Genomic DNA, 18372 nt, shown 5'->3' with positions numbered 1-18372 from the left:
GCTCATTCTGAAGCTGAACCCAATATACCTAGCATGCCCAATTGGGAAGATGCAGATTTTCAACAATTGGTTTGTCCAACGGTAGATTTTCAATGTTTTGCAGGCCGGCAGCTTGAAGGTTTTATTGATGTTGCGAATTTTGCATGGGTACATCCCGATACGTTTGGCGATCATGCAAATGTAGAAGTACCTGACTACACGACCATCGAAACAGAAACTGGCTTAATGCAGACTATTGGAGCAGTGTTGGGCGCTATCCAATTGGTTTAGAACAGCGCGGACAAGAGTGTTTCCAATGGTTGCGCCATTTTGAAATTCATCTGCCGTTTACTGCAACGCTGACGATTCATTTTCCAAATAACAGCAAGCAAGTGATTATGAATACGGCCTCACCAATGACCGCCCGCTCTACACGTCTATTTGCACCTATTTGTCGAAATTATGACAAGGATCTGCCTGTAGCAGATGCTTACGACTTTAACTTAAAAATATTTGAAGAAGATCGCTTAGTATCCGAATCGCAAAAGCCTGAATATTTGCCATTAGATTTGAGTATAGAAGCACATTTTCCTGCAGACCGCAGTTCAAGCATGTATCGGAAACTATTACGAAAGAAAGGATTTACTCCATTGTTTGCTGCATAACATCAATATCGTATTGCATTCACCTCACCCTAACCCTCTCCTACAAGGAGAGGGAAACTCCTTTACAAGCCTTATATTGGTTATAAATATTGTGGTATCTCATTCATCAAATGATAAACATCAATGACTATCGCGACTGGCGACAGGGATGTCGCTGCAAGGTAAAGGTCACATGGATGTACCTTTTGCCTGAGAAGGATTTTAGTTACTTTGATCCTTCAAAGTAACAATACGCCTACGCAAAAAAAAGTATGCACTAATGAAAAATTACGGCTATAACATCAATTAAGTTGCACTTTATTTATAAATCTAAGCTATTTAAAAGCATAAAAAAAGGCGCTCAATTGAGCGCCTTTTTTTAACACAAACAACCGATTAGTCAATTGCAGGTGTATATGTACCATCCGCGATTGGACCTTTAATACGATCAGCTTCTGCAAGTACAAGTGCAAGCAAGTTCTTCACGTTGTCTAAAGTTGCCACTGGGCTTAAAGTGGTCATTTTTAATGATTGAACTTGACCCACTTTAGTTACACCAATATTCGCTTCACCACGTGCAAACAATTCGTCAGCAACGTTCTGGTTAAGTGTATCGAGTAATTCTGCTGGGTAACCTTCAGGAATTACACGGAACAATACAGAAGCGAATTGTGGATCAACCAACATTTCTAAACCATCTGTTGCATCAATATATGCTGCAACATCACGTGTTAAACCCACACCGTGATCGATCATCGAACCGTAAAGCTCTTCACCCAATGCTTCAACTGTCATCCACAATTTCAACGCGTCAAAACGGCGAGTTGTTTGTAATGACTTAGATACTAAGTTCGGAACACCATGCTCTTCATCATAAGCAGAGTTTAAGTACTCAGCTTCATAATGCATGAAACGATAGTTCGCTTCATCCTTAAGCAAGAATGCGCCACATGAAATCGTTTGGAAGTAATGCTTATGGAAATCAAGCGTTACCGAGTCAGACAGTTCAATACCGTCTAACATTGAACGATAGTCATTTGAAAGAATCAGTGCACCGCCCCATGCTGCGTCGATATGCATCCACGCGCCATATTTGTTGGTGATTGCACGCACTTCTTTCAATGGGTCAATCGCGCCTGCATCGGTAGTACCCGCAGTTGCAACTACACATGCCACGATTTTGCCTTCAGCTTGAAGGTGAGCCATGGTTTTCTCAAGCGCGTCCATATCCATGCGAGCATTCGCATCTACAGGAACAGTCACGACAGATTGGAAGCCCATGCCCATCATCGCCATGTTCTTTTGCACAGAGAAGTGCGCATTTTCAGAACAGATCACTTTGACGTTACGCATAGCATCAGATGGTACGCCATCACGCTGAACAGACCACGGATTGCCGTTTTCGTCTTTCCAGTTTTTCGCGATGCACGCATCACGTGCAAGTAAAACGCCCATTAAGTTAGACTGCGTACCGCCAGAGGTGAATACACCTGCTTGACCTGCACCGTAGCCCACTTTTTGGCGAAGCCAATCAATCAATTGAACTTCCATCAATGAACCTGCAGGGCTTTGATCCCATGAGTCCATAGATTGGTTTGTCGCGTTAATGAGCACTTCAGCGATTTGGCTTGTTACCATTGTTGGGCAATGCAAATGCGCTAAAGAATGTGGGTGATGTACTTTTAAGCTTTTGTTTAAGAACAGCTCAACCATACGGTCTAGTGATTTATGTACACCCATACCTTCTTTAGAAGGATTGAATGCAATTGCACTACGAAGCTCTTTAATACTACCGCCGGTGTACATTTTGTCATTTTGCAACCATGCAGAAACGGCTTTTACCGCTTCACCCATTGCTGACTGGTAGTCAGCAATGGATTGTGCATCATTGCAGAATAACGCTTTACGATGTTCTGCAAAATCTACCATGTCTTACGCGCCTCGAGTTGCAACAAGTGCTTCAGCAAGTGCTTTCTTGAAGCGAACGATCACTTCTTCACATTCAGCTTGATTGATGATCAATGGACAAAGTAAACGAATGACAGTACCGTTACGACCACCTTTTTCTAACAACAATTTGTTGTTGAAACATGCTGCTTGAATTGCTGCTGCCAATTGAGAATCACCTGGTAATGAGCCCATGTGATCTGCTGGTTTACGCTCATCCACGATTTCAATACCAATCATCAAACCACGGCCACGTACGTTGCCGATACATGGGAATTCTACCGCTAATTTTTTCAATTCAGCTTGTAAGAAGTCACCACGCTCTTGTGCATTTTGCGCAAGATTTTGCTCTTTGATGGTTTTGATTGTTGCAAGACCAGTACCCATAGCAAGTTGGTTACCACGGAATGTACCCGTGTGACCCGCTGGTTGCCATGCGTCAAACTTACGTTTAATGCCCAATACTGCAAGTGGTAAGCTACCACCTACCGCTTTAGACATTACAATGACGTCTGGCTCAATACCTGCATGTTCAAAGGCAAACATTTTACCTGAACGTGCAAAGCCCGCTTGTACTTCATCAAGAATCAACACGATGTTGTGCTTTTCAGTCACTTCGCGGATTTTCTTTAACCATTTTACAGGTGCAGTCACTACACCGCCTTCGCCTTGGATTGCTTCCAAGATTACAGCTGCAGGTTTCGTTACACCGCTTTCTACGTCTTCAATGAAGTTTTCGAAATAATACGTTAATGCGTCTACACCCGCTTCACCACCTATGCCTAATGGGCAACGGTATTCATGCGGATACGGCATAAATTGAACACCTGGCATTAAGCCGTTCACAGCATTTTTAGCAGACAAGTTACCAGTCATAGCCAAAGAGCCATGGGTCATACCATGGTAGCCACCTGAGAAGCTGATTACTGAACTACGACCAGTGTAAGTTTTTGCTAATTTAATTGCTGCTTCTGTACCATCTGCACCAGACGGACCACAGAACTGTAGACAATACTCTTCTTTACCACCAGGTAATTGCTCAAGTAGTGCTTCAGTGAAAGCATCTTTTAAAGGCGTTGTTAAATCCAAAGTATGCAATGGGAGGCCACTTGCAAGTGTGTCTTGGATACTTTGAATTACCGCAGGATGATTATGGCCTAATGCCAATGTTCCTGCCCCAGCTAAACAATCGAGGTACTCTGTACCTTCAACATCAGTAACCCAACAACCTAAAGCTTTTGCTATCGCAAGTGGAAGTTTACGCGGATAGCTACGAACATTGGATTCCATCTGGCTTTGGCGAGTCAAATAGTATTCGTTAGTAGAATTAGTGGCAGGGTTTACAGAAGAAACGCTCATATCGAATTACCATCTCTGATATGGGTTGAAAGAAATAAGTCGGGTGACTTGCGGTCCTTTGACTCGGTGCTTTATGAGTTTCTAGTTAGCTTTAAAAGCTCTTTGAGTATGGGCTAACTAGGAGGCGGATGATACAGACTTTTTCAAGAAAATAAATCACTTTTATGATCAAATAAAAAGATAATTTAGAGAAAAAACAGATCTATTCCATGGATATCTTGAATTATCATCTTACAGTGTGACAAAACAAAGAAAACCTTTTTATTTTATGCTTTTTTACAACTTATGAATGATTATTGTAATCTTCAATTATTAAAACAACTAAGTACTGATTATTTAAATAAATATTCATCAAGCACTACATTTATTTTTCTTGAAAGATTTACAATCCCACCACAGATTTTCCTTTAATCCATCATAATCACCTTTTAAGATAACAGCATAAGCTAAATTAGTCATTCTGAAAGAAGAATAGGTCATAACAATGCGTAAAATTATCTTATCCACTGTTTTATTAGCATCCGGTCTAGGTTTGGCAGCAGCAACTCAAGCAGCTGACCCACTCAATTACAACATCGTGAATATTCAGGCGGATGCTACTCGCCAAGTGTCGAACGACCAAATGTATGCCGTTTTATATATTGAAAAATCAAATAAACAGCCGGCTGAACTTGCTACCCAAATCAACCAATTGATGACCCAAGCGGTGAACACAGCCCGTAAATACCCTGCGGTAATAATCGAAACGGGATCTCAAAGCACCTACCCGATTTATGACAATGACAGTCGTAAATTGAAAGAATGGCGTGGTCGTGCCGAAGTGCGTTTAGAAAGTACAGACTTTAAAGCAGCTAGCCAATTGGTGAGCGAGTTACAACAAAATTTCCAAACTCAATCCATCAGCTTTAGTGTGTCAGATGCACAGCGTAAAAAAGTTGAAAATGAACTGATGGTTGAAGCATCCAAAAACTTTCAACAACGTGCCCAAGCGCTCGCTCAGGCATGGAATAAATCAGGCTACAACTTAGTTAATATTAATTTAAATACCAGCAATTATGGTGGTCAGCCAGTTCCGCGTATGGCGATGATGAAAGCTGCGGCAGCTGATGCTATTCCTGAGCAAGAAATGGCAGGTGGTGAATCTAAAATCACGGTCAGTGCAAATGGCTCTATCCAGTTCAAATAATTAAATTCATTTTAAGAAACCGTGCTTTAGCGCGGTTTTTTTGACTATAAATTCCATCTAATCTTTATTTAAACCAAACAGTATTTCATCCGTTCATCAGATGCAACCGGTGGTAAATATATTGGTCAGCCACGAACCTTCTTCTTACAAACTTCATTCGACTTTTAAACTGGTCTAAATATAAAGATCCCACCAAGTGTGGGATTTTTATTGAACAATACATATGGACATCCATATGTTCACATGTAAAGATATATGAAAATCCATATATACAGATAAACATGGAACAGACTGAATTTTTCAAATTACTTGCAGATGAGACTCGTCTGAACATCATCATGCTGTTGGCTTGTAAAGGTGAACTCTGCGTCTGCGAACTCACTGAGTCCCTTGAATTGAGCCAACCTAAAATTTCGCGTCATTTGGCATTACTGCGTTCATCAGGTGTGCTGAGTGATCAACGTAAAGGTCAATGGGTCTATTACTCCATTCACCCTGCACTGCCTACTTGGTGTACACAAATACTCGATGTCATGCGTCACCAAGAACGATTTAAAGACCTCGATTTAAACTCCCCGAAAGGCACTACCACATTGTGTGAAACGCTATGAATTTTTTATTTCTATGTACTGGCAATAGCTGCCGCAGCATTTTATCCGAAGTACTTTTTAACCAGCGTGCCCCTGAAGGTTTCCGTGCTTATAGCGCAGGCAGTAAACCTTCAGGACAAGTCCACCCATTTACCTTAAAAACCCTACATAACCTCAATCTACCGACTGAGGGCTTGTCGAGTAAAACCATCACAGCATGTGAACAATACCAACCCGATGTGGTAATTACTGTCTGTGGTTCTGCAGCTCAAGAAGCTTGCCCAATTTACTTAGGCTCTGCCATCAAAGCACACTGGGGTTTAGAAGACCCTTCCCATTTAGAGCTTGCAGATGACGTAAAACTTGCAGCTTTTCTTGATACCGTGGCGCATATTAACCGCCGTTTAGATGCTTTATTTGCACTCGATTTTAAGCAATTAAGTCGTGAAGAGCTTAACAAAGAAATCCAAAAAATTTCAGAGATTCAATAATGGCTGCTGCAAAACTGTCATTTCTAGACCGCAATCTAACGCTATGGATTTTTATCGCAATGGGGCTAGGCATTGCGATTGGCGTGTATATTCCAAGTGCTTCAAGGGCTTTAAATCAACTCAATATCGGTGATGTCAATATTGCGATTGCCATTGGTTTAATCCTGATGATGTATCCGCCTTTGGCTAAAGTGGATTACAAAGCCCTGCCTGAAGTGTTTAAAGATAAATGTACCTTATACCTTTCACTACTTCAAAACTGGTTAATCGCACCTTGCCTGATGTTTATTTTGGCGATCGTTTTTTTACAACACTCCCCTGAATACATGACCGGTTTGATTCTGATTGGTTTAGCACGTTGTATTGCGATGGTTCTGGTTTGGAATGATCTCGCTTGTGGGGATAACCAATACGTTGCGGCTTTAGTGGCATTTAACAGTATTTTCCAAATTGCATTTTTTAGTACCTACGCATGGTTCTTTTTGAGTTTTTTACCGCCATATTTTGGTATCGAAGCACAAGTGATCCAAGTCAGCTTTTGGACCATCACACATGCAGTATTGGTGTATCTAGGCATTCCCTTCCTGCTCGGTTTCCTAACGCGTGCCATATTGGTAAAACAAAAAGGTCTGGATTGGTATAAAAATCAATTTATACCCAAAATCAGCCCCATCAGTTTAATCGCATTACTCTTTACTATTGTGGTGATGTTTAGCCTCAAAGGTGCAGATGTCGTGAGCCTTCCGATGGATGTACTGCGTATTGCCATCCCCCTCACGATCTACTTTGTGGTGATGTTTTTCATTAGCTTTTTGATGAGCAAATGGATGGGCAATAACTACGCCAAAACCACTGCGATATCCTTTACAGCAGCAGGTAATAATTTTGAACTTGCCCTCGCTGTTGCCATCGCCACCTTTGGCATTGCATCTCCGATTGCATTTACCACGATTATTGGCCCATTGGTTGAAGTGCCTGTGCTTATTGCATTAGTGAGTGTATCGCTCTGGCTAAAACGCAAATGGTATAAAGAGAACTAAAATGAAGCTCCCCAATATTCAACTAGATTTACTTGAAACACCGCGTTTTGAACAAGTTCAAGCTAAAGCACTTGAACATCCGCCACGCATTCTGCTGCTATATGGCTCTAACCGTGAACGCTCATTTAGCCGCCTAACGGTATTGGAGGCGGGTCGAATCCTTGAACATTTTGGTGCAGAAGTCAAAATTTTTCATCCTAAAGGTCTTCCACTGCCTGAAGATGCTGAAACTTCACATCCCAAAGTTCAGGAATTACATGAATTACTTGCATGGTCTGAAGGCATGGTTTGGTGTTCGCCAGAACGACATGGTGCGATGAGCTCTATATTGAAAGCACAAATTGATTGGATTCCTTTAGCCGCAGGTGCCATTCGTGCTACTCAAGGTAAAACGCTGGCGTTAATGCAAGTCAGTGGTGGTTCGCAATCTTTTAATGCTGTTAACCAAATGCGCATCCTTGGGCGTTGGATGCGGATGATCACGATTCCAAATCAATCTTCCGTTGCAAAAGCATTTTTAGAGTTTGATGAAAATGATCGCATGAAACCTTCCTCCTATTACACTCGCATTGTCGATGTGATGGAGGAATTATATAAATTTACCCTACTCACACGTGGTCAATCTGCCTACCTCACAGATCGCTATTCTGAACGAGTTGAAAGTGCGGAAGAACTCTCTAAACGAGTTAATCAAAAGAACCTTTAATGAAAAACTCCTGCATCTGTGCAGGAGTTTTGGTCTAAAATATCTATCCGTTTCAACTTAAACTAATAATTTATAAAATAATGTCGTTGAATCTATTGTACCTGTATGGCTCAATGCAAATTGCGGGATGATCCCAGCTTTTATAAAGTTAAATTTTTCATATAGCTTTTCAGAGACATCGCCTGTACGCGTATCAAGTACAAGTAATTTCAAGTTCAAGTGTTTTGCTTTATCTTCTGCAAGTGTGAATAGTTGGTGAGCAATGCCTTGCTGACGTACCTTTGGATGCACCATAAGTTTTTCAATCTCAGCACGATGCAGTGCATTGGCTTTGGTGGCACGAACCAATTGTACTGTGCCCACAATTTCACCGCTTTGTAGCGCCGCCCACAAAAAGGTTTTATGCTTTTGAATATCCTTTGCCACAGCAGACCAATATTCATCATAGTGCGACTTAGATTCTTTAGTTAAAAAACCCAGTGATGCACCATCTTGCACACATTGTGCCAATAATTCACACAGTTGAGCCTGCTCATCTTTTAGATCTTGAATGTTTAAATATTGAATTTCGCTCATATTCTTCTCGTCATATTACTATTTTTATCGTTATATTCAAATGGCATGCCATAAAAATCCCGCTCGGAAGCAGGATTTTGATCTTTCAATTTAGTAAATCGACATATGATTGCGATGGATCATTTCAAGTGATCGGGCTTCCCCTAAAACTTGATGAACTTTATCTGAGGCCAAACCTTTAACTATTTCTGCCGAGCGTGAACTGAAGTTTACACGGCCAACAGCTACACGATGTCCTGCAATATCAACACATTCCACCACATCACCACGTTCAAAATGCCCTTCAACTGCTTTCACACCGACAGGTAATAAACTGCGGTGATTATCACGAATGGCTTTAACTGCACCATCATCAATTACTAAGCGACCAGCTGTTTGTAAATGTGCAGCTAACCATTGTTGATGGGCTGTGACACGGTCATTGTCGGTAATAAATAATGTACCGAGTAATTCACCGGCCATCACGCGTGACAGCACATTATCACTATCACCGCTCGCAATGACTGTTGGGCAACCGGACTTGGCTGCCAAACGTGCCGCACGAACTTTGGTCAACATACCACCACGACCGAATTTACCGCCGCCGCCAGCCATATCGAATAATGATTCATCCATTGCACGTACTGTATGGAACAGTTTTGCATCTGGATTGGAACGAGGGTCTGAGTCAAACATGCCTTCTTGGTCAGTTAAAATCACCAATAAGTCTGCATGTACCTGACCCGCCACCATAGCTGCCAAAGTATCATTATCACCAAAGCGAATTTCATCTGTCGAAACAGTGTCGTTCTCATTGATGACTGGAATGACACGCCAGTCTATCAAGTGTTGCAAGGCATCACAAGAGTTCAAATAGCGACGACGGTCTGCCAAGTCATCATGCGTTAACAAAACTTGTGCTGTGCGAATCGAACGTTGTTCTAATACGCTAGACCAAGTATGAATTAAGCCCATCTGACCAATGGCAGCACAAGCCTGTAGACTGGGTAGATCTGTGGGTCGGTTGTCCAAATTCATACGAACCATCCCTTCAGCCACAGCACCGGAAGACACAAGAATGATCTCGTGCCCTGCATTGTGTAGTTCTGCAATTTGTCCCGCCCAATGCGAGATTGCATCCAGATCTAACCCTTTTCCGTTTGCTGTGAGTAGTGATGATCCGATTTTAACAACGATACGTTTACAACCCTTGAGCTGACGTTGCCCATCTACCACTTCTATCATCTTGTCCTCAGACTTGTTTGCTTTGACACTTATTCAGCAATTAACGTACGTAGTACGATTCTGCCTCATCATCACCGTCTTCAAATTCATCATCAAAGTCTTCACCTTGACCTGCCAGACGTTGTTGACGACGCATTTCACGATATGCTTCTTTCGCAGCAAGCGTTTGCTCACGTGTTTCAGCTTCAAGCTGATCACGGAACGCTTTAACTTCTGCTGCATATTCAGGATCTTCAGTTTCGCGTTCGCGCTGTTCTTCAATTTGATCCATCAGGTAGTACACAACGTCTTTAGTACCTTCAAACGTTAAACCTGAAGTTTTGAATACAGGGCCTTTCCACTGCAACTCTTCGAGAATGTGATCACACCATTCATCACGCGTTTCAACCGCCAATTGGTCTACTTTATTGAGTACCAATACAACAGGTAATTTTGAAAGTGTTGGGGAGAATTTTTTCAACTCTTCCAAAATTGCTTTTGCATTATACGCAGGGTCAGAACCATCAATCGGTTGAACATCTACGATGTGTAATAAAATACGTGTACGCGCCAAGTGTTTCAGGAATCGAATACCTAGACCTGCACCTTCTGCAGCCCCTTCGATTAGACCTGGAATATCCGCCATTACAAATGAGCGGTGACTATCAGCATCAACCACACCTAGATTTGGCACCATAGTGGTAAATGGATAATCTGCAACTTTTGGTTTCGCTGCTGAAACTGCACGGATAAAGGTTGATTTACCCGCATTTGGCATACCCAACAAACCAACGTCTGCGAGTACTTTTAATTCAAGACGAATTTCACGAAATTCGCCTTTTGAGCCGTGTGTACATTTACGTGGAGAACGGTTGGTTGAAGATTTGAAGTGAGTATTACCCAAACCACCTTCACCACCTGCTGCCACTAACACACGCTGACCGTCAGCCACTAAGTCGCCGATGATATCGCCAGATTCTGTATCTACAATTGTTGTGCCCACTGGAACGAGCAATACGGTATCTTCACCGCCACGGCCTGAGCAGTTCGCTCCACGACCATTTTTAGCACGTTCTGCACGGAATTTACGTGTATAACGATAATCTACTAGGGTACTTGTGTCGTTGTCGGCTTGAACGTATACGTTACCGCCACGACCACCATCACCACCATCTGGACCACCAAATGGTACGAATTTTTCACGGCGAAAACTGGCTACGCCATTGCCACCGTCGCCAGCCTCTACGGTAATGACTGCTTCATCAACAAAGCGCATGTTTGCCAATCCTCTAAAAACTTTAAAACCGCTTATTCTGCCATATTTTAAAGAATTTCTCGAACAATATTATTCAGCAATACTATAAATTTCATTCATCTTGGTGCTGATGCAAATTTTTAGGAAAATCCGCACCTCGCTCGAAAATCTTTAGCTCATCATCAAAATACCTTTGATAAATGGCAAACGAATTTCACTCCCCATTTCTGAAAGCTATTTACGTGCATTTTCCTTGGCTTCAATAATTTCAGGCAAGGTTCGTTCAACCCAACCAATCAGATGCATTAACTTTTCTGCAGCCTGTGAGCCCATTAAAGTCAGTTGATATTCAACTTTGGGTGGCACGACTGGATAGACTGTCCGTAAGATAAAACCATCTTGCTCGAGCATTTTCAGCGTTTGAGCCAGCATCTTTTCGCTCACCCCTTCGATCCGCTGCTTAAGTTCACTAAAACGGTGTACCCCTTCAGTCAAACAACGCAAAACTAATACTGACCATTTATTGGTGAGATGTTCCAATATTTCTCGAGATGGACAATCAGTGGATAAAACTTGACCTAATAACTTACTTGTAGCGTATGTGTTCATTAAATCTTTCCTCAAACTCACTAACTTACTTTTTGGTACGTACTTACATTTAGTAAGTTAACAGATTAAGATTCAACCATCAAGATCATTTATTCAACAATCAGAGGGTTTAAATATGAAAATCGCAATTACAGGTGCAACAGGTCAATTAGGCCAATTGGTCCTTCAATTCTTATTGAAAGAAACCGCGGCCGAAAACATCATCGCTTTAGTTCGCTCACCAGAAAAAGCAGCATCTCTACAAGCTCAAGGCATCGAACTTCGTCATTTTGACTATGATCAACCAGATACACTGGTTCCTGCACTACAAGGTGTCGATAAATTATTACTCATTTCTGCCAATGAAATTGGTCGGCGTACTCCACAACACAAAGCCGTAATTGATGCTGCAGTAGAAGCGAAAGTTCTATATCTTGCTTATACCAGCCTGTTACGTGCAGATACGTCACCATTGGGTTTATCTCAAGAACATCGTGAAACAGAAAGTCTGATTCAAGCTAGTGGTTTAACCTATACCTTCTTACGAAATAACTGGTATGTCGAAAACTATCTTGCTGCTGCAGGACATGTGGTTGAAACAGGTACCTTATTTGGTGCAGCAAAGGATGGGAAAATTAATGCAGCGACCCGTGCTGACTATGCTGAAGCAGCTGCAAAAGTACTTACAAGCTCTGGTCATGAGAATAAAACCTATGAACTTGCAAGCTCAGACAGTTTCACATTGGCACAGCTTGCTGAAACCCTACAGCAAGTTTCAGGTCAAAATGTTCACTATCAAAATTTAACTGCAGAAGACTACACACAAGGTTTATTACAAGCTGGCTTACCTGCTGGTCTTGTAGATGTGATCGTCGATGCCGATATCAATAGCATTGACGGTGCGATGCAAAGTGATCGCAAGGACTTGGAACAGTTACTCGGTCACCCAACCACTTCTCTACGTAGTGCTGTTGAAGCTGCTTTAAAATAAGATCAAACCAACAAAAAAGCCCGAATTGATTCGCTTTTTTGTTGGTTTGAATCTGAGTTATGGATGTACATTTTTTATCGGCAAATCCATATTCATATCTAAATTTGCCTTGGTATTACGCTCTGCGTTGTACATCGTGGCATTAAAGGTTGCGATTTTTCTCATGGTCATCGGGTCATTGAGTTTTAGCTGTGGTGCAAACTGACGTACCACATGCAAATCGACTTTTTCATTAAACTCAAAATACACAGGACCATTAAAATTAATTCGAATAGGAATGTTATAGGTTCTTTTCAAATGAAAAGGCACATCTAACTTGACAGGAATGTCCATTTTTAAGGGAAATTTCGGCACGAGTTTATTTTTAATCACCAAATCTGTGGTCGCCTCAAGCGGCATCGTCTGGTTAATTTGAATATTGGTGGAATAATCAATATCCACTGAGATCGGAACCTCTACACTAAACTGCAAATCTGCCAGATATTTTCCCTTTAAGGGTAGTTGCAGCTTCCGATCTAAAGCAATCTGCGTATCCAGAGTCCCAATAGACTGCGTTTGCAAATAATTACCAACGGAAATTTTGGTGGGTAGTGAATGCGACAATTGAATATCAGCATTTTTTGCACGTACTTGCATCGACGCATAAATATTTAAATACAACCAAAATAACACCGCAACCAATAACGCAACTGCGATAAAACTCAAAATGACGCGCTTCGCCGATTGAAATATCCACATGGCTTACTCCTGAGCTTTAGCTTCAGTTTTGGCATGCTCTCTATTGAGTCGCATTGTTTTTAGTGGAATTACCAATTCACCCTTTTTAATTTGAACCGGCAACGTATTTTGCACATCCACTGTCGCTTTTAATGCCGTCTTAATTGGAACATTTAAATTACCTTCAATAGGAATGTTGGTTTTTAAATTTGCATTTAGTGGAATATGTAGGTTTTCTTTCAGCACGGTTTTAACTGGCGCATCAAATTTTAAATGTACTTTTTGCTCCAAAGGCACATTCATATTTACTGGAATATCCAATTGTATCGGGATATCACCTTTGAGCGGCAAAGTCACATCCTGCCCCATGACTTTAACTTTCACTTTGGTGTTCACAGGTAGGTTTTGATTCACTTTCAAAGTTTCACGCACTGGAATCGTGGTCTTAATCGGGACTTGATTATCAAAATACACCCGTGGCGTCAGCGTTTGAGTTAAGGGAATATTTAAATTTTCATGTATCGGAATTTCAGCATTCACCCTCCCTGTCACGTCCACATCCAAGGCATCATGAATTTTGACTTCGGCTTGTAACGGCTCTTGCAGGTCAATATTGACGTTCTGATTTTCTAGCGGGATATAAATATTAAAGTGCTTAAACACCCAAATGGCGATAAGTACACCACAGAGCGCAGCAAACACAATAAATGCCAATCCATTGAGCATGTGCTTTGCTTGCAAACTAAATTCCTTTTGCTTTTTATTTTTTACAGTCTCATTTTGAACACATTATACAAACCAGTTTGCAATTTTTTGTATTTAATTCTTTAATAATTTCATTAACTTAAAACTTGAACATTTTAGTCAGCTTTTCATTATAAATGACTCACACTCATCTAACAGTGGCAGAAAAAACAAGAACTTTTGATACTTTTGATCAATCCATTCGTCATCTATGCCTTAAGTTTTTAACCCATACTCTTTAGATAAAAAAAGAGCCTCAAATGAGGCCCTTTTTTTTACAGCGTGAACTAATTAAGCATTAGTTTCAGCAGGAACTTTTGGATAGCTTACGCCGCCCATTTGCTCAGCAATACGCAATACTTGGCAGCTATAACCCACTTCGTTATCGTACCAAACATAAGCAGTTAAACGGTTACCAGAAGCGATTGTCGCTTGAGCGTCAAACACACCAGCAGTACGTGAACCGATAAAGTCAGACGATACGACTTCAGTTGAGTTTGTATAACCGATTTGACCTTGAAGGTTAGAGTTGATTGAAATTTGGCGAATGTATTCATTCACCTCTTCACGGTCAACATCTTGACCCAAAGTAAGGTTCAAAATTGCAAGAGATACGTTTGGAGTAGGTACACGTACTGAGTTACCAGTCAATTTACCTTGAAGAGCAGGAAGTGCTTTAGCAACAGCTTTAGCAGCACCAGTTTCAGTGATTACCATGTTTAAAGTAGCAGCACGACCACGACGGTCAGCTTTATGGTAGTTGTCGATCAAGTTTTGGTCGTTTGTGAACGAGTGAACTGTTTCAACGTGACCATTGATCACTGTGTACTTGTCATTTAACACTTTAAGTGTTGGTGTGATCGCGTTTGTTGTACAGCTTGCAGCAGAGATGATTGTATCTTCATCAAGGATGTCTGCTTGGTTCACACCATATACAACGTTCTTCATATCACCTTTACCAGGTGCAGTTAGAATTACACGTGCAGCGCCAGCGCATTTAAGGTGCTGTGCAAGACCTTCAGAATCACGCCATTTACCTGTGTTATCGATTACAAGTGCATTGTTAATACCGTAAGCAGTGTAATCAACTTCAGATGGGTTAGACGCATAGATCACTTTGATGAAGTTACCGTTAGCAATGATGGCTTCGTTTTCTTCATCAACAGAAATCGTACCTGCGAATGGACCATGAATAGAGTCACGACGTAACAAAGACGCACGTTTTTCTAAGTCACCGTCAGATGATTTACGAACAACGATTGCTTTAAGGTTAAGACCACGACCTAGACCAGATTGGCTGATCATCAAACGTGCAAGGATACGACCGATACGACCGAAACCGTAAAGTACAACATCACGGTTTTCAACGTTAGTTGCATTTCCTTCAAGTGATTTCACAGCGTCAGCAACGAATGCGTCAACATCACCGCCTTTTTCTTTGAACTCAACAGCAAGTTTGCCAAGATCAATTTCAGCAGTACCGATGTTTTCGATTTTTGCCAAAGCTTCAAGAATTGGGAAAGTGTTCACAACTGAAAGTTCAACGTCAAGTACGCGAGTACGACGATGCGCTTTAAGAATTTGGATAACCGAACGGTTAATTAAAGAACGACCGTATACTGTAGCTACGATGTTTTTTTCACGATATAACTGACCCACTAGGGCAATCATACGTTCCGCGATTTCTTCACGGTTTTTCCAGCGACCTTGGTGCTCTGCATGTAGGGCAACGATAGTGTCTTTGCTCACAGATACGTCCTCTAATTAATTGTAAATCTAAGCATAAATTTCAAAACCCCACAATTGTAATGGAAAACTGAAAATTAATGAATCTAAAAGCAGATTTCGACAAGGTTATTTTGTTATATATTCACTATAAGTTTTCAAAATAATCATGATTAGTATTATGATTTTATAGCCGAAAGTTGAAAAACAGGCTTTTTCGCAGATTTTTGTCACAAAATTTCAAATGTAGTTTTATCAACCAGATCTCAGCAGATTTAGCTCAAAGATGAACGAATATTTATATTTTTCAAATTGTGCTGTTTTTTTATTTTGCTCAATTTATAGTATTTTTACTGATGCTAAGCTCGTAATAATAATTTCACATTTTTAGATGATTTTTAAGACTATTCGACGGAGTCTTACATCTGAGGTTTGAATAAAGGGTTTAGCCTTCAGCTGGAGGTACTCTTACGAAACGTTGTTTCTCATTTGGCAAAATGAGAAGCGAAGCTTCGCAAGGAAACCATCTTGCGGAGCAATGCTCCTCACCGCAAAACTCGTTCACTACCGTCAATTTATTCAAAGTATCGCAAAAACATTTTTTATTAGAAGTAACCTTGTCTTAGACAATTGCGGATAACATTACCGCGTATCGTTCTTTTATTTGGATCAAATTACGCCTCTAATGTTACTGCCTAACATTAGTTTTAAAGTCAGATCAATATTTAAAATTCTGCTAATTTTTCAGATTCTCAGCAAACTTTTCCAAATTAAAATCAAAGAAATTTACACTCAGCTCTAATATTTTCGGTAGTGCATTTAAACCATTCTCTCCAGTACTAATCGCAAAATATCTCCGATCACTAAAAGACTGCACCTTTAAGGCATTTTCACATGGCTCAAAATCGAGATTGACGAGCTGTGACGCATGTTCCTTTAGCAACATTAAAACCTGCATATAAGTTTGTCGCTTTTTTTGCTGCTGCGCTTTTAAAGCATCGGCTTCAAGGCTTTCATAATCCCCTGATTTCGTCATGCGTTTGGAAAATCCAACATGCGCGCCATGGGCACCCGTATTTTCTACAGTTGCTTCTGTAGCAAAGATTTTCTGTTGATCCTCGTTCGGCTGCAAGAGCGCTTTCAACGCCGTATGAATTTGCTGTGACTGCTGATGATGTAACTCCCAATCATCTTCATTTTGAACATGAAAAATGTGCGTACGCCGTTTCAACAAAAGCACCTGCCAAGCCTGTAGTTGAAGTCGCAGTCGCTTTAACTCCAAACTTGCCTCAAACTTAGGGCAACTACTCAAGACGTTTAGACTCGTGATGAGCTTCTGAGATATTTGCATGCTATGGAAAAAGGCAAAATCATGCTGTATCTGCTCAATCAGTTGATATTGAACAGTCTGATGTAAGGGCTTCAAGATCAATGTATTGAACTGCTGCTCAAAAGCAGGTAAAACCGTCGCTAATTGAGTAGCATCTTCTACATGCAGCATTAAAAGTAGATGCTTATCTAACCGTTTATAAAGTTGCTGCATTAAATTTTGCAGATTTAAATGTATAAAGCCTGCAATAGATGCCAGCTTAGAGACTTGAGTTTTTAATTGTTCTATCTGATGATTTTCTAAAGCAGTATTTAAATCTATGGCCACCCCATCAAAAATTTCGTCTGCTAAGGCCTCATTATGCTTTGTCGATAAAAATCGAGTTGCTGAATACTGCGTCGTCCAATCTAAATCAGGCGACAAAATATAAATAAACTCAGATGTTTGTACGATTTGTAAATATCGCATTTTTTGTTCACGCTTTAAATAATATTTAAAAATCGGATGTTGCCAAACCTCAGATGATTTTGGGATAGAAGCATCAAAAACTTGCCCTAACATATGTGACTTTAAGAAAATTTCGATCAAGAAAATTTTAACTTGCAGAGCAGTGAGTTGACGTGCATCACTCGGCGCAATCAAATCCATTTCACGAATGATTTGTGCGGCATTTAAAATGAAATGCTGATGTAATACATTTTTTTCATACTGTAATTCAAAATCTTCTTCTGCATCTATTTTATTGATATAGAGTAGGTTTTCTTCTAATTTTCGCGCAATTTGAATACTCTGGGTCAATATCCTAAGTTCTTCGAGCTGTGTTGCCAAATACTGTGCATGCTCACGCATGACATCATATTTTAGTACTTTCATCAGCATGCCCAAATTCATCGGTACATCGCTTTGATACGACTGTGATGAAGACTCCCAACGAATACCTTTTTGCAATAACACCTGCTGTATCTGTGCTAAATTGGATTGATCAAGATCAGTGCACACTTCAGACACGATACTCTGCCAATGCTGATCCAGCACGGGTTGTAGCTGTAAAAGTTTTGCGCTTAGATGAAATGGGACAACCACTGACTGCTTCCTGTATCTTGGTTCTTTAATCAATCTTTTATCGATTTCAGTTTATTTTTATCTAAAATAAATATTTTTGTACACCATCATTCAATGCTGTTCTTCCTAAACAATAAATTGAATCATGGCGTGTTTTAGTTTTCTAAGTTTAAGATTTTATTAAAAAACAGCAAGCATTAATTGTAAACTGATCAATTTATCGTACCAGGATTTTCAGT

16 protein-coding genes and 2 pseudogenes are annotated in these 18372 nt (G+C 40.6%); 8 read left to right on the top strand and 10 right to left on the bottom strand.

The window, feature by feature from the left end:
- Window positions 1-644 (top strand): annotated as a pseudogene (locus tag AVJ20_RS13305) (aromatic ring-hydroxylating dioxygenase subunit alpha); the annotation flags it as partial.
- A gap of 375 nt (window positions 645-1019) precedes the next feature.
- Here the strand turns inward: AVJ20_RS13305 and AVJ20_RS13300 are convergent.
- Complete coding sequence (locus tag AVJ20_RS13300; protein ID WP_111885550.1) at window positions 1020-2552, bottom strand: pyridoxal phosphate-dependent decarboxylase family protein; 1533 nt, start codon at window positions 2550-2552, stop codon at window positions 1020-1022.
- A gap of 3 nt (window positions 2553-2555) precedes the next feature.
- A complete protein-coding gene (locus AVJ20_RS13295; protein ID WP_111885549.1) occupies window positions 2556-3929 on the bottom strand; it encodes a diaminobutyrate--2-oxoglutarate transaminase in 1374 nt (457 codons plus the stop codon).
- Window positions 3930-4413: 484 nt separating this feature from the next.
- Between AVJ20_RS13295 and AVJ20_RS13290 the strand changes: the two genes are divergently transcribed.
- The 6 genes and pseudogenes from AVJ20_RS13290 (at window position 4414) to arsH (ending at window position 7942) form a co-directional block, all read left to right on the top strand.
- A complete protein-coding gene (locus AVJ20_RS13290; protein ID WP_111885548.1) occupies window positions 4414-5115 on the top strand; it encodes an SIMPL domain-containing protein in 702 nt (233 codons plus the stop codon).
- A 75-nt stretch (window positions 5116-5190) separates the two neighbouring features.
- Window positions 5191-5283 (top strand): annotated as a pseudogene (locus AVJ20_RS19010) (hypothetical protein); the annotation flags it as partial.
- 113 nt (window positions 5284-5396) lie between these two features.
- Complete coding sequence (locus tag AVJ20_RS13285) at window positions 5397-5726, top strand: metalloregulator ArsR/SmtB family transcription factor (RefSeq protein ID WP_078191857.1); 330 nt, start codon at window positions 5397-5399, stop codon at window positions 5724-5726.
- Window positions 5723-6196 (top strand): arsenate reductase ArsC, encoded by a 474-nt coding sequence (locus AVJ20_RS13280; protein WP_078191858.1) that lies wholly within the window; start codon window positions 5723-5725, stop codon window positions 6194-6196. Before AVJ20_RS13285 ends, AVJ20_RS13280 begins: the two co-directional genes overlap by 4 nt.
- Window positions 6196-7236 (top strand): ACR3 family arsenite efflux transporter, encoded by a 1041-nt coding sequence (arsB, locus tag AVJ20_RS13275; RefSeq protein ID WP_111885547.1) that lies wholly within the window; start codon window positions 6196-6198, stop codon window positions 7234-7236. Before AVJ20_RS13280 ends, arsB begins: the two co-directional genes overlap by 1 nt.
- A 1-nt stretch (window position 7237) precedes the next feature.
- Entirely contained in the window at window positions 7238-7942 is a 705-nt protein-coding gene (gene arsH, locus AVJ20_RS13270) for an arsenical resistance protein ArsH (protein WP_078191860.1), read from the top strand.
- A gap of 57 nt (window positions 7943-7999) precedes the next feature.
- Here arsH and AVJ20_RS13265 read toward each other — a convergent pair whose 3' ends face one another.
- The 4 genes from AVJ20_RS13265 to AVJ20_RS13250 all read right to left on the bottom strand — a co-directional run bounded on the left by AVJ20_RS13265 (window position 8000) and on the right by AVJ20_RS13250 (window position 11585).
- Complete coding sequence (locus AVJ20_RS13265) at window positions 8000-8518, bottom strand: GNAT family N-acetyltransferase (protein WP_111885546.1); 519 nt, start codon at window positions 8516-8518, stop codon at window positions 8000-8002.
- A gap of 90 nt (window positions 8519-8608) precedes the next feature.
- The gene (gene proB, locus AVJ20_RS13260; RefSeq protein WP_111885545.1) at window positions 8609-9742 is read right to left on the bottom strand and encodes a glutamate 5-kinase; all 1134 of its coding nucleotides are present in this window, start codon (window positions 9740-9742) and stop codon (window positions 8609-8611) included.
- A gap of 40 nt (window positions 9743-9782) precedes the next feature.
- Window positions 9783-10997 (bottom strand): Obg family GTPase CgtA, encoded by a 1215-nt coding sequence (gene cgtA, locus AVJ20_RS13255; protein WP_111885544.1) that lies wholly within the window; start codon window positions 10995-10997, stop codon window positions 9783-9785.
- A 213-nt stretch (window positions 10998-11210) separates the two neighbouring features.
- Entirely contained in the window at window positions 11211-11585 is a 375-nt protein-coding gene (locus AVJ20_RS13250; protein ID WP_078191873.1) for a winged helix-turn-helix transcriptional regulator, read from the bottom strand.
- 115 nt (window positions 11586-11700) lie between these two features.
- On the opposite strand from AVJ20_RS13250, the gene AVJ20_RS13245 reads away from it, so the two are divergent.
- Window positions 11701-12555, top strand: a complete 855-nt coding sequence (locus tag AVJ20_RS13245; RefSeq protein ID WP_111885543.1) for an SDR family oxidoreductase — start codon at window positions 11701-11703, stop codon at window positions 12553-12555.
- Window positions 12556-12612: 57 nt separating this feature from the next.
- Here the strand turns inward: AVJ20_RS13245 and AVJ20_RS13240 are convergent, their stop codons facing one another.
- The 4 genes from AVJ20_RS13240 to AVJ20_RS13225 form a co-directional block, all read right to left on the bottom strand.
- Window positions 12613-13293, bottom strand: coding sequence for a hypothetical protein (locus AVJ20_RS13240; RefSeq protein WP_111885542.1), 681 nt, complete (start codon window positions 13291-13293; stop codon window positions 12613-12615).
- 3 nt (window positions 13294-13296) lie between these two features.
- Window positions 13297-13998: an MFS transporter gene (locus tag AVJ20_RS13235; protein ID WP_111885552.1), complete on the bottom strand. Its 702-nt coding sequence runs from the start codon at window positions 13996-13998 to the stop codon at window positions 13297-13299.
- Window positions 13999-14307: 309 nt separating this feature from the next.
- Window positions 14308-15765 (bottom strand): glyceraldehyde-3-phosphate dehydrogenase, encoded by a 1458-nt coding sequence (locus tag AVJ20_RS13230; protein ID WP_111885541.1) that lies wholly within the window; start codon window positions 15763-15765, stop codon window positions 14308-14310.
- 712 nt (window positions 15766-16477) lie between these two features.
- Window positions 16478-18154: a hypothetical protein gene (locus AVJ20_RS13225; RefSeq protein WP_111885540.1), complete on the bottom strand. Its 1677-nt coding sequence runs from the start codon at window positions 18152-18154 to the stop codon at window positions 16478-16480.
- Window positions 18155-18372 lie beyond the last annotated feature (218 nt).

This window comes from Acinetobacter sp. CFCC 11171, assembly GCF_003268405.1.
Lineage (GTDB): Bacteria > Pseudomonadota > Gammaproteobacteria > Pseudomonadales > Moraxellaceae > Acinetobacter > Acinetobacter amyesii.
The sequence above is the reverse complement of the archived record's forward strand: the minus strand, read 5'-3'. Positions and strand labels throughout refer to the sequence as shown.

Bases quoted from the DNA above. Each gene is read 5' to 3' on its own strand.
- AVJ20_RS13300 (WP_111885550.1), bottom strand. From the start codon at position 2,552: ATGGTAGATTTTGCAGAACATCGTAAAGCGTTATTCTGCAATGATGCA.
- AVJ20_RS13295 (WP_111885549.1), bottom strand. From the start codon at position 3,929: ATGAGCGTTTCTTCTGTAAACCCTGCCACTAATTCTACTAACGAATAC.
- AVJ20_RS13290 (WP_111885548.1), top strand. From the start codon at position 4,414: ATGCGTAAAATTATCTTATCCACTGTTTTATTAGCATCCGGTCTAGGT.
- AVJ20_RS13285 (WP_078191857.1), top strand. From the start codon at position 5,397: ATGGAACAGACTGAATTTTTCAAATTACTTGCAGATGAGACTCGTCTG.
- AVJ20_RS13280 (WP_078191858.1), top strand. From the start codon at position 5,723: ATGAATTTTTTATTTCTATGTACTGGCAATAGCTGCCGCAGCATTTTA.
- arsB (WP_111885547.1), top strand. From the start codon at position 6,196: ATGGCTGCTGCAAAACTGTCATTTCTAGACCGCAATCTAACGCTATGG.
- arsH (WP_078191860.1), top strand. From the start codon at position 7,238: ATGAAGCTCCCCAATATTCAACTAGATTTACTTGAAACACCGCGTTTT.
- AVJ20_RS13265 (WP_111885546.1), bottom strand. From the start codon at position 8,518: ATGAGCGAAATTCAATATTTAAACATTCAAGATCTAAAAGATGAGCAG.
- proB (WP_111885545.1), bottom strand. From the start codon at position 9,742: ATGATAGAAGTGGTAGATGGGCAACGTCAGCTCAAGGGTTGTAAACGT.
- cgtA (WP_111885544.1), bottom strand. From the start codon at position 10,997: ATGCGCTTTGTTGATGAAGCAGTCATTACCGTAGAGGCTGGCGACGGT.
- AVJ20_RS13250 (WP_078191873.1), bottom strand. From the start codon at position 11,585: ATGAACACATACGCTACAAGTAAGTTATTAGGTCAAGTTTTATCCACT.
- AVJ20_RS13245 (WP_111885543.1), top strand. From the start codon at position 11,701: ATGAAAATCGCAATTACAGGTGCAACAGGTCAATTAGGCCAATTGGTC.
- AVJ20_RS13240 (WP_111885542.1), bottom strand. From the start codon at position 13,293: ATGTGGATATTTCAATCGGCGAAGCGCGTCATTTTGAGTTTTATCGCA.
- AVJ20_RS13235 (WP_111885552.1), bottom strand. From the start codon at position 13,998: ATGCTCAATGGATTGGCATTTATTGTGTTTGCTGCGCTCTGTGGTGTA.